Raw genomic sequence first — 12,133 nt, 5'->3', positions numbered from 1 at the left:
TTATATCGTAGTAGTCTTCCCTATTAAACAAAGTGCCCGCTTTTTTGCCCAAAGAATGATTGGGTAGAGGAGAGTACAGATGAAAAGAGTGCAAAGAAGGGCTGTATACCAATGGTAGTTGGGAGTGGCATTGGTTATGAAAAGATGACTTATTACATAATTTATCACACTAATAGTTGGGGCGTGAAGGCCGATAACGACCAAGGTGCCAATGCTGAGATTTGTGATGATAGGGGATTTGACGCCATTGAGAACTTTGCATCCATATAGTATTCCAAAAAGAAATAATATGTTGACGGGGTAGAAGAGAGCTATATGTAACATGTGTTCTCCTGAATAGAAAGTTTGCATATGCCATTGGAAGAACAGGATGCTTATTGTTATGAATAAGATACAGAGAACAGCACTTTGCTTCTTGTTGAGGCTGAGGAAAGATTTATTTACCCCCATGACATACCCGATATAATAGAAAGGCAAACGGCTGATGATGCCGATGAAGGTAAGATTAGGTAGAAAAGCATATTGCTTATTGGCTGCATATACAAAATAGGATGCCGCGCAAAGTGTTACCATGATGTGGTGTTGGTAGCGCGTTTTTCTGCACAAATCAATAAGAACGTGCATTGCCAGGATGGCTGGCAGATACCAGAGAGGACCATTGAGTGACTCGCAGAATATATTCTCATGTTCAAAAAACAGAGCCCCCAAAACTGGTCTCAAAGCAGAAAAACAGTCTGGCGCTTCTCCGTTAAGCATAAAGTATTTTATCAGCCAATAGGGATAGGCGATGACGTTATAAATTAAATAAGGTATAATAAGCGCATGCCAATACTTTCGCCAATTCTCATGAGTGCTTCCTCTGTCTTTCTTCAGGTAGCCTGAGAAGAAAAAGAATATAGTGATAATTGTAGTTTGTAGAAATCGGTAATAGAACCACTCTTGCGATTGAGGCATATGGCAGAACACCACGCAACAAACGGCGAGTGCTTTTCCCCAGTCAATCCAGTTAATCCGTTCCTTCATGCTGCAAAGATAGCAATTACTACTCAAAAACGCAAATTAATTTGGCATTTTACGCACTTATTCGTATCTTTGCCAATGAAATGGCAAGTCGGCGAATAGAATACATTGATGCGATGCGAGGATTTACGATGATTCTCGTGCTCTTTGCGCATGTGTGCTATTTTTGCATGGACGATCCTAAGATGGGATATAATGCTGTGTTTTTCCTCTTTCGCCTGCCTTGCTTCTTTATGATCAGCGGTTGGTTGTTCGAGCCAATAGCCCAACATCCGTTTAAAATCGTGGCACGTCATAAAGCGATGGTTCAGTTGCTTCCGACTTTCATTTTCCTGCTGCTTTTAGCTCCTCCACCAGAGTTCTTCCATCAGTTAGGAGCTGTGAAGGGAGGCTATTGGTTCACGTTTGTATTGTTTGAGTTCTTTATTCTTTACATGTTGATTGTCCGTCTGGGCAGGAAGTGGGCTCCTTGGATGGCATTCTTGATAACTTTCTCGTCATTTGTTTATGCGCGGTATTATGATTGCATCCAATCATCTGCAGTGGGTTTTCAATCTATGATAGTCAGTGGGCTTGGCTTCCTGAGTGTCACGTTGTGGCGCTTCTTCTTATTTTTCTATATTGGCACTTGGATGCGGAGAAACTTTGATACATTCATTCGCTGGACCAATAAACCTATAGTTGTTCTTGTTATTGCCTTCTTGTTTTTGGCTATTGCATCTTCACCTCATCTTGACCTCTTGTGGTATGAGATACTCAGATTCTATGTAGGTGGAATAATGGGAATGTGGCTTGTTTTTACATGTTTTCGCCTTTTTGGCTCTTGGCTTAAGAAGCTACATCTGTCTCGTCCTTTGCAGTATGTAGGAACACGTACGTTGGATATATACCTGTTACACTTCTTTTTCTTGCCCCGTTTTCTGATGCCTTATGCAGATCAGCTGAGAGCTTACGATAGTCGGATTGTTGAGTTCTTCGTCATTCTCGCTATCGCTCTCGTCGTATTGGCCATTACTTTATTAGCAAGTTATCTTATTCGTCTCAGCCCATTTCTTGGACATTATCTCTTTGGCGTGAAGTATGAACGCTACAAATAGATTATCACAAAGAAAGAGGCAAGCCATCCAAGGATACAGAACTGGATAAAATGATCCTTGACGAGCGACTTCGTTGGGGAGCCACTGAGGCCATAAACAATCATATTTTGCAGATAACGAAGCATTCCTGCCAGCACCCAGCCGCTTGTCAGGTAGACGTAGCGGGTTCCCATACGGGCAATCACTTCTTCCGACATCGTATACATGATGTAGCAAACGAGTGTGACGGAGGCGATTATCGCCGTAGCCTCATTAATAAAAGTCTTATTGTAACCAGTAATGGAAACGCGTGGTTTTATGCCTGTCTGTTCATAGATGCGATAGTCGTCATTACGTTTTGTAAAGGCTAGGAACAGTGCGATAAGGAATGTCATCATCACCAACCAATGTGATATCCAGATGTTTGAGGCAACGCCTCCGATAAGCACTCGAATTACGAATCCAACGGCTATAATCGCCACATCAAGGATGGCATATTGCTTCAGTTTGATGCAATATGCTATGTTCATCAGCCAATATGCGGCTAGAATGATATATAAATAAGGTATGTTTACACTGTTTGAGAAAGGTAGCAACATATAGGCTCCTACCATTGAAAGTACCATCATAGCATATCCACCCTTAACGGAGACTTTTCCAGAGGCTATCGGACGCTTGCATTTCTTGGGATGCTGGCGGTCGGCTTCTACATCTCGCAAATCGTTGAAGCAATAGATAGAGCTTGAGATTAAACAGAACGACGCAAACACCACAAGCGTAGGCCACAGCAAATCCCACTTCAACAGGTTATTGCTGAAGAAAATGGGCGCAAACACGAATCCGTTTTTGAGCCACTGTAGTGGGCGGAGCAACCTGATATAATGTATCATTGGGTGCAAAGGTAGTACAAATCGAGTGAAATGCAAAACAATTAGGGATTTATTTTCATTTCCGTGGTATGGTATACCATCAAGTGTCCAGATGTTTGTTTCCATATGTTTCGCTAAAGGGAACTGATAGTTTCCTCCGAGGAAACAACCTGTTCCCAACGTGTAAACTATCAGTTCCCTTTATCGTTACTATAACAAGGAACTATTTATAATAGGTCTTTTCTATTATTTTTGTTTGGATAATATTAGGTCATATCTTTGAAAATTGCTATATTTGCAGAGTTTTATGGATATTAGAAAGAATATAGGAACTATATTGTTCTTGTTATTATCAGTCATTGCACAAGGACAAAAGGAATATCGCCTGGTATGGAGCGATGAGTTTGATGTGGATGGACGGCCTTCGAAGGATTGGACCTTTGAACGTGGATTTGTTCGGAATCAGGAACTTCAGTGGTATCAGCCGCAGAATGCTTTCGTAAAGGATGGATGTCTGGTAATCGAAGGTCGTCAGGAACATCGCCCTAATCCGGATTACGAAACAGGTAATGGTGATTGGCGTAGGAATCGTGAATATATAGAATTCACATCCAGCAGTTTGACTACTCGTCTGAGCCGGCAATTCCTTTATGGCCGTTTTGAAGTGCGTGCTAAAATCCCTGTAGCTTCAGGCTCATGGCCTGCCATTTGGCTTTTGGGCAATAAATGGGAATGGCCTCTGAATGGTGAGATTGATATGCTGGAGTATTATATTAAAGACGGTCGGCCTTCAATTCTTGCCAATGCTTGTTGGGGGGCATCAGAGCGATGGCATGCTATATGGGATTCTGTTGTTACGCCTTTTATTCACTATACAGAGAAAGATCCTGACTGGGCAAATAAGTTCCATATCTGGCGTATGGACTGGGACAAAGACTTCATCCGTCTCTATCTGGATGATGAACTTCTGAACGAAATCGATCTCAAGCAGACTTTCAACGGAGGCTATAACGGCAATACTGAGAATCCGTTCTCAAACAACGTCCCTGGTTTCAAACACTACATTCTCCTCAATCTCGCTATAGGTGCCAATGGGGGCGAACCTGATATCTCTCAGTTCCCCCTGCGATACTATATCGACTATGTCAGGGTGTACGAGTAAAGTAAAAAGTGAATCAAGATGAGAATTCTGTATATCACAGATGCATTAGCTGTTTGGGGCGGTATTGAACGCGTCCTTAGCAATAAGATGAATTATCTTGTTGAACACTTTGGTTATGATGTGTATGTAATCACAACTAATCAAGGGAAACATGTTGCCCCTTATCCACTAGACAGTCGAATACATGCGCGTGATTTGAATATTCAGTTTCATCATCAATATAGGTATTGTGGATTGAAACGTATTCTTGTTTATACGAAACTGAATCGGTTGTTTCTTAAACGCCTTAAAGCTGCTATAAACGAGATAGAGCCGGATCTGATGATATGTATTCGCATGGAATTTGTTGGTTTAATCCGTAAAGCTGATAAAAGAATACCTTTAGTTTATGAGTCGCATTCCATGTGTAATAGTTATTTATATGAAAAGCTATCCTTGTTGAGAAGAATTCGCCAATATTTTGATAGGAGAAGTGTAAACAGGGCTGATTGTGTTGTGTCGTTGACAAACGGAGATGCTGATGACTGGCGAAGATATAATGATAATGTTTATGTTATACCTAATCTGTTGAATTTTAATCCTTTAGGAAAGCATAGTGGATTGCAGTCGAAGAATGTTATATTCGTTGGAAGATTCTCAGAGCAAAAAGATGTATGGAGTTTGTTGAGTATATGGCAATTAGTACACCATCGTCATCCTGAATGGAAACTCAACGTGTATGGTGAGGGTGCCTTAAAGAACAACTTTTTAGAAGTGATAAAGGATGAGGATTTAAATATTGAGGTATTTCCGCCTACAGATGAGATTTTGGATAGATATTTAGAATGCTCATTATTGATCATGACATCACGCTATGAACCGTTTGGCTTGGTATTGCCAGAGGCAATGAGTTGTGGCTTGCCCGTTATTGCTTTTGATTGCCCATATGGCCCTGGTGCGATTATCTCAGATGGACATGATGGATTCCTTATTGGAAAATATAGTAAAGAACTGTTTGCAGAACGAATATGCCAATTGATAGAAGATGATTCGCTTCGTCTGTATATGGGAACTAATGCTGTAAGTTCTGCCAAACGTTATAAAAGTGATAGTGTTATGCTTCAATGGAAGCAACTGCTTGAGAGGTATTCATGTTAACCATGTTGAGTATGAATGAAATCCGTGTTCTTGCGATCCATGTGGAGAATATTTCTGAACATGCGTAATACAAGTCCAGGAATTGCTAGTGCTTTGCTGAATGAGCGTATTCGTAATTGCCTTGGGATGGCGATAAAGAGAGAGAAAGAAAGGACTGCCAGAAGAATCCACCACTTTTCACTCCATTGAGGAACGATAATCGTCATCAGGATGGATATACCTGTCAATAAGACAATAAGGATTGAACGGGGAATCAAAGCCTGCTGAATCGTCTTATCGATGAAATTAATTTTGCCATGGATGAGGGCTTCAGGGATTTTGGGGAGATTACTAAACAGACTCTGTATCTGAGCCGTCATCCAACGCATGCGCTGACGTTGGAAACTCTCTTGACTATTAACTTTCTCATCAAATACGTGAATATCCGGAGCATATTTGATAAATATCTCTTGATGGAGTAAGAGCGCTTCTAATTCGCGATCTTCTCCTGCGGTTTTTAATTGGAATACATTCTTTTTAAATAGTTCGTAGTTGAAACACATACCAGAACCGATTAATGCTGATGCCAAACCTAATCTGTTATGAGCTTTGCGGAAAATGGTGTTGTTGATTTCTTCACTAGCGCCATCAAGAACAGCGACGCTGTTATCTGCGTTCTTGGCGCAGCGGTGGCATTGAATGGCATCGTAAACACTGCAGAAAACATTCAGTTGCGATAGGAACTCTGGTCGTACAACGTTATCAGCATCTAAGATGACGACATTGTCGAAATCACCTTGTACTTCGTTGATGGCATATTGCATAGCTTTAGCCTTTGAACTCTTCTCAAAAGTCGGTGTAAGAAGGGTAATAGGTAATTTGCGAAGATGTTCATTCGTTTCTGATTGCATGTGATCAGATATGACGACAACTGTATAATGGTCTTTGGGATAATCTTGTTCAAGAAAACGCTCTACGGCATTTATAATTACGCGATCCTCATTATAGGCTGGGTATAGAATGAGAAATTTTGCCATTCTATTGTGGAGGGCAGCAGCATGGATGGCAATTCTGTCTTCTTTTTCATAAAAGAGAGATATAAAGGTAAAGAATGCTACATATGCTACAGAGCCAAGGATAATCACCCATAGCGTAATGTCTATGATATGTAATATCTGCCACATCATCGTATACCTTTTTTCTTAAAGCTTAATCCCAAACTCAATAATTTTGTACTGATGATCCCCCATAGCGTAACAAATGGAGATCTTAGAAAGGTCTTATCCCACATTTCATCGACTAGATAATCTGGTGTGGCTAAAGCAAAGATGAATAATGCAACGAAACCAATAATCCACCATTTTATAGCTATAGTTAAGTAAATAAATGGTAGTATGATACTCATTAACATAATGATTCCGACCATTGAGGTGCGCGGCATTAACATCCATTGTATGATTTTGTCTGCCAAGTCGTACTGTTTTTGGAATATTGCTCCTGGTAGGAATTTGATGTTCCTAATGAGATTCTGTAGTTGCTGATAAGCCCACCGTTCGTGTTGCTCATTCATTTTAACTGTTGTACGCATCTTCTCACCATATACCAGGATGTTATCAAAGTAGTCAATGAAATATCCCTGACGCAGCAGAAGTGCTTCCATTTCTTTATCTTCACCAGCAGTTTTAGCTTTCATGACATTGGTCTTAAACCAGTTAAAATCATAGGCTGTACCAGAACCGGCTAATGCGGATGATACGCCAAGATTGATATGACCACGACGGAAAATAGCGTTGTTGATTTCTTCAAAGATAGATCCCATGCGTGCAGCTGCAGTGTCACGGTTTCGTGATATGCGATGTAACTGAATAGCTTTCGTGGCCGCAGTCTCGAAAGCATCATTGACATTGGTCAGAAAATCTTGATCTACAATATTGTCAGCATCCAAGATAAGGGCAATGTCGTAAATCTTAAATTCAGGTAAGTTTAAGATTGCATACTGGAGTGACTTTGCCTTTGTGCTTTCTTCAAAGTCAGGTGTAAGGAGTGTAATAGGATATTGGGCCAACTTCATGTTTGTCATCTCACTCTGATGGTCTGAAATGACAACAACATCAAACAAACGTTGAGGATATGCCTGTCCCAAAATAGAAACAACAGTATGCTCAATTACCTCATCTTGTTTGTGTGAAGGAATCAGAATCGCAAAACGTTTCTGAGTCTTTGCCTTATTGATAACCGTATTCTTTCCAAATAGGGAAGCAATGGCATACACACCTAAATACAAGACAGTGCAAGCAACAAACGCATAGAGTGTCCAATCGATAATATATAATATGAGCCAAAAATCTAAATTCATATTCTGATTATAGTTTATAGTTTAATGATGAAATCCTTCAACCCTCTCAATATCGGAATTGTCAGACTGAATTTCCTTTGTAATAAATACTTGGTGATGTCGCGGGGTATAACTATACCTATTATATATATATAGGAAAGATATCTAGTGACTCCCTGTCGGTTACGTTTAATAAAAAGGAGACGATTGCGAGTGAGGTAGTAAGCACGTAATTTGCTATTCCGTCCTGTACTCTGGCTTTCCTTGTGATATATAGTACAAGCAGGCTCATACCATATCTCATAGCCAGCATTAGTAAACATCATCGACCAGTCTAATTCCTCATAATAGAGGAAAAAGCATTCTGGCATCAAGCCGACTTTCTCAATGGCTTCACGTTTGATAAGCATAGCTGCTCCATGAGCGTATGGAGTAGGGTGGGCTGTTTCATACTGCCCATTATCTTCTTCTCCGAAACCTATAGCTTGATTGCGGATCGTTATCTTGGATAGCGGTGTATATCCTGCAAACTGAATTGGATGGTTGCCCCAGTCAAAACGAATCTTGGGACATACTATGCCAATAGATGACGATGACTCTATACGGTCTATTAATACCTGAATGTTGTAATCTTTAAAGACAGCGTCATTATTAACAAGAAAAAGATATTTGCCTTTTGCTTGTTTAATACCAATGTTATTTCCACCAGCAAAACCCAGGTTTTGCTCACTTTTAATAACCTTAATCTGTGGATAACGTTCTTGAATAACGCTTGCTTCGTTTCTTTTTGATGCATTATCTACTACAATCACCTCTGTATCGTCTGTGAAGGTGATACTATCAATTAGTTCACAGGTATCTTGAAGACCGTTGTAATTGACTGTGATAATAGATAATTTATACTCTTGATGCAAGTTTCTTTTCTAACTTTATACGTTTCCTTTCTTCTTGTTTAGCCAACAGTTTTGCTTCATATTCAATCCATTCATTCTCAATATATGGTAGGATGTATACAACACTGATGGCTCCATAGAAGACCAATCCGTTAGGGAACTGCATGAGTACTTGGTTTCCGTATGCTCCCAATTGCTGGGATACGAAAGCACAGCACATTCCTGCCCCGATACCTCGTAGTGAGGGACTCTTAAGTTTAAAGAATACAATGCGACATGCCCCTAAAAGGATCATTATTGTGGTTATTATAAAGATCGTAATTCCAATTACTCCAGTATGTAACCATATAAATACATATTCAGAGTCGGGCGCAATAGTTGCCATTCTTCTATATTTATTATTGGCTGGCACATTATCCATTCCCATACCAACTCCAATCCCCCATGGAGCGTCTCTCATATACTTCTTCATGGTTTCTTGGTTGATGCTTCTAACATTTGCGGAAGCATCTGTCTTGTCAAATGCACTTCTCATACGTCGAATCTGCTGGTTGCCATTACCAATATTTGTAAAGACAAGAATGAAAGCTCCCAAAGCGAACAGTATTGTGAATGGGATTGCGATCTTGAAAGATTTTGATAAGAAAATGTATAAAATGAAACCAGCTCCAACACAAGCTATTGCTGTACGGGTTCCAGATGGGAACATGCCCCATATGCATAAGATTCCGATGAATAAGAAGATATATTTGAACTTCTTTATTTTTGAAGTAATACCGAAAATTATAAAAGCAACACCAGTTGATGCCATCGCAATGCCATAATTAGCAGCATCACTGTAAATAGACCAGTATCTTATAAGAGTTCCTGCTTGTAGTAGGTGAGTGTTACCTCCTGGGCCAAAATATAACCAACCGTATTCATATGTTGTTAAACCTATGTTTTGTTGTTTCCATGCCCAAAATACGGCAAATAAAGCCAAGGCTCCCCAGAAAAACAAATATTGGACTAATATTTTCGGATTTGAAATGTATATGCAGAAAACAAGGAAGATGTATAGCATTTGAAATGCAAGCATACGTGCTCCCGTATACCATGCCCCTATATTAAATCCCAGTCCGCAGGTGTCATTTAACATCTCTAATGTACAGAAGCCACACCATATTAAAAGGGCAAATAGCATTATATTGCCCGTTCTTTTGAAGTTACTATCTTTAATATCAATGAGTGCTATGGCCAGAAGTAGAATCTCCAGAATCTCATTGGGAAGCGATCTTGGTCCAGGCAGAGAAGGAAAGTCTTGCATTTGATTAAAGTAGTTCAAGAAAAACAATAACCAAAACAAGAACATTCTGTACTTGAATGAAATAATAGTAACGACAACGAATAAAGGTATTAGGCATACAATTGCGAATGAAGTGTAGCCTGATGAATAGAATTCATAGATTGCCAGCAAAAATAGAAGGAAAAGTAATAATACTCTTCCTCCATTTTCTTTGGAATATGTTGCTAAACTATTCTGCATTATTTAGCATGACTGTTTTCAACGGCTGTCAATCCCATCTGAGAAATACGATATACGAAGTTGTTAAACTTGGTATATGGTGGTAATTGACCAACGAATTCCTCTACTGCATAGCGTTGACATTCTGTCAAGTACATATAGAGTGTGTTCTGATCCTTCAGTTGTGATTGTAGTTCTTTCAACGACTTCTGATCCACATCTTTCCATGTACGATTAGCTCGTGTGACTATCAAGTTGATAGTTCCCATATTGAGTAGCCCTGATGGAATGGAATTATCGTCCAGATTGGGATATTCAACAATCGCGATCTCATTTGGCAGAATGTCAGGACATATGTCCTTGATATCATTAGCCATGATGAATCGACTGTCTTCTGCCAGGAAATCCTCATCGTAGGTCAAACGACGAACTTGTAGACCAATGGAAATCCAATAGTTCTCCAGTTCCTGGGCAATGTAACTCTTTCCGTTTGCCGCATCTGTAGAAAGCAGATTCAGAACATTTTGCTGACCTTCCTTAAAGTGTGGCAGCAGAACCTTACTTAGTTGGCGCAAGGCCATGTCGGCGATAGTCTTGTTAAAACGGCGATAGCGCAAAGTGCTTTCTTTGGGGAAGCAGCCCATGACAGGTATCTTCGTGATCTTTTCAGAACGCATACGGTCACGAAGTGTTCGATCCAGAAGTTCGATGATGAAGAAGTACATAGCTGTTAACATGAATGTCAACAGGAAAGCTCCTAATAGAATCATCATACGATTAGTGGGCTGGGCATTCATCGGGAACATTGGCGGGTTCAGTACACGGAGTGTCGCTGTGGTCATTTGCAGATTCTTTTGACGGAGGCGGGCTGAGTTAAGTGCCTTTAACATCTCCATGTAATTACCTTCAATAAAACCGATATGCCTGTCTTTTCGATTAATTGTAGCACCAATGGGGGCATAGTATAGAATTTCTTTATCCAATTTCTGGCGCATAATATCTTGGGCACTCTCGTGAGCTTTTGTTTTCTCCAAAAGTAGAACCTGCTCAAGCCATTTGCCAATCATGTCGTTAGCTTTTACGCCTGTCTCTGTGCTATAAGTACCAGCCTCGATATCCTTAACAAGTCCTCTAACATTGGCTGTTGCATCTTGCAACATGCGTTCGGCCTTTGCTAATTCAAGTTGGGACTCCACACCACTTCCACTACCTTCACTACTCATTAGTCGAAGATTAGAAATTCGGGATTGGATACGAGATATGTCTGTGATTTGGTTTGTAAACTCCTTATTTGCTTTGATGATTTTTGCACGGTCACCTAATTGACGTTCCAAATAGTCCATCAATGCACGAGTCGTTGTCTTATCAATGAGCAGCGAGTTATCTGATACTTTCTGGTTCGCATCCAGCGCTGATAGCTGTTTGGTTTGTTCACCATAGTTTATGATTCTCTTTTCAACATTATATCGGATCAGGTCATCTTCAGCATTAGTCAGAATACGATACAGACGAGCGACCTCACGTTCAAAGAACTTGATAACATTATTGGTTTCACCATAACGCAACAATGCGTATTGGCGTGCAAATACTTCATTTAGGATATCCAATGTGTTATAGGCAATTCCTGCATCATTGGCTGAATAGCCAATATCTATGATATCACTCTTCTGAAGTTGTAATACCTTCAGGCGAGCTGTAATGCTGTTAATTCCAAACCATGGGTGATAATTCGTTAATCCAAAAAGATAATTCTCCGCAGTAGGCTTTTCGTAAGCCTTAAGATTTGCATATGTCGCATTCTCACTATTGTGATTAATAAGCGCTTTGACTTCAGCTGGTACACTGTTATTCAGCTGTCTGAAGTGTTCAGCAGAGATGTAATTATTGTCTTTGTTGGGATTACCATACATCATACAACGCGCAAACAGCCTTAGAGATACTTCGTGAATCGTTGCGTCGGTTGTAATCAATAGTATCAGGTTCGTCATGTTCGTCTGTGATTGTCCACCGGCAGTCCCGACTCCTCCTTCAATATTATAGCCGGTAATCATACCCGTATAGATTGTAGTATTAGTATCATATACGCGCTCCATATTGCGAGTTAAGAACCACGCTACTATTAATGCAATTAATGGTAGGATGATTAAATACCAACGTA

At 40.1% G+C, this 12,133-nt stretch carries 10 protein-coding genes; 3 read left to right on the top strand and 7 right to left on the bottom strand.

Features of this window, described 5'->3' with window-relative positions; all coding sequences use genetic code 11:
• Positions 1-1,023 (bottom strand): acyltransferase family protein, encoded by a 1,023-nt coding sequence (locus BMX82_RS02765; RefSeq protein ID WP_091765842.1) that lies wholly within the window; start codon positions 1,021-1,023, stop codon positions 1-3.
• Positions 1,024-1,103: 80 nt separating this feature from the next.
• Here BMX82_RS02765 and BMX82_RS02760 point away from each other — a divergent pair, with 80 nt between their 5' ends.
• On the top strand, positions 1,104-2,117 hold the full coding sequence (locus BMX82_RS02760) for an acyltransferase family protein (RefSeq protein ID WP_091765839.1): 1,014 nt from the start codon (positions 1,104-1,106) through the stop codon (positions 2,115-2,117).
• On the opposite strand, the gene BMX82_RS02755 is transcribed toward BMX82_RS02760, so the two are convergent.
• Positions 2,108-2,986 carry a UbiA prenyltransferase family protein gene (locus BMX82_RS02755; RefSeq protein WP_036913019.1) on the bottom strand — a complete coding sequence of 293 codons (879 nt, stop codon included), beginning with the start codon at positions 2,984-2,986 and terminating at the stop codon, positions 2,108-2,110. The genes BMX82_RS02760 and BMX82_RS02755 overlap by 10 nt on opposite strands.
• A 286-nt stretch (positions 2,987-3,272) precedes the next feature.
• Between BMX82_RS02755 and BMX82_RS02750 the strand changes: the two genes are divergently transcribed.
• Both BMX82_RS02750 and BMX82_RS02745 read left to right on the top strand, forming a co-directional pair.
• Positions 3,273-4,127 carry a glycoside hydrolase family 16 protein gene (locus BMX82_RS02750; protein ID WP_091765836.1) on the top strand — a complete coding sequence of 285 codons (855 nt, stop codon included), beginning with the start codon at positions 3,273-3,275 and terminating at the stop codon, positions 4,125-4,127.
• A gap of 18 nt (positions 4,128-4,145) precedes the next feature.
• Entirely contained in the window at positions 4,146-5,264 is a 1,119-nt protein-coding gene (locus BMX82_RS02745; RefSeq protein ID WP_091765833.1) for a glycosyltransferase family 4 protein, read from the top strand.
• Here the strand turns inward: BMX82_RS02745 and BMX82_RS02740 are convergent.
• The 5 genes from BMX82_RS02740 to BMX82_RS12945 are packed head-to-tail and all read right to left on the bottom strand — an operon-like array spanning position 5,261 to position 12,068.
• On the bottom strand, positions 5,261-6,430 hold the full coding sequence (locus BMX82_RS02740) for a glycosyltransferase family 2 protein (RefSeq protein WP_091765831.1): 1,170 nt from the start codon (positions 6,428-6,430) through the stop codon (positions 5,261-5,263). The genes BMX82_RS02745 and BMX82_RS02740 overlap by 4 nt on opposite strands.
• Positions 6,427-7,599 (bottom strand): glycosyltransferase family 2 protein, encoded by a 1,173-nt coding sequence (locus BMX82_RS02735; protein WP_036913010.1) that lies wholly within the window; start codon positions 7,597-7,599, stop codon positions 6,427-6,429. Before BMX82_RS02735 ends, BMX82_RS02740 begins: the two co-directional genes overlap by 4 nt.
• Positions 7,600-7,613: 14 nt before the next feature.
• Positions 7,614-8,492: a glycosyltransferase family 2 protein gene (locus BMX82_RS02730; protein WP_036913007.1), complete on the bottom strand. Its 879-nt coding sequence runs from the start codon at positions 8,490-8,492 to the stop codon at positions 7,614-7,616.
• Positions 8,476-9,996, bottom strand: a complete 1,521-nt coding sequence (locus tag BMX82_RS02725; protein WP_091765827.1) for an O-antigen ligase family protein — start codon at positions 9,994-9,996, stop codon at positions 8,476-8,478. Before BMX82_RS02725 ends, BMX82_RS02730 begins: the two co-directional genes overlap by 17 nt.
• A complete protein-coding gene (locus BMX82_RS12945; protein WP_255396534.1) occupies positions 9,996-12,068 on the bottom strand; it encodes a GumC domain-containing protein in 2,073 nt (690 codons plus the stop codon). Before BMX82_RS12945 ends, BMX82_RS02725 begins: the two co-directional genes overlap by 1 nt.
• Between the last annotated feature and the right edge of the window lie 65 nt (positions 12,069-12,133).

Source organism: Prevotella sp. khp7 (assembly GCF_900109055.1).
GTDB lineage: Bacteria > Bacteroidota > Bacteroidia > Bacteroidales > Bacteroidaceae > Prevotella.
This window is presented reverse-complemented; position numbering and strand designations above follow the sequence as displayed.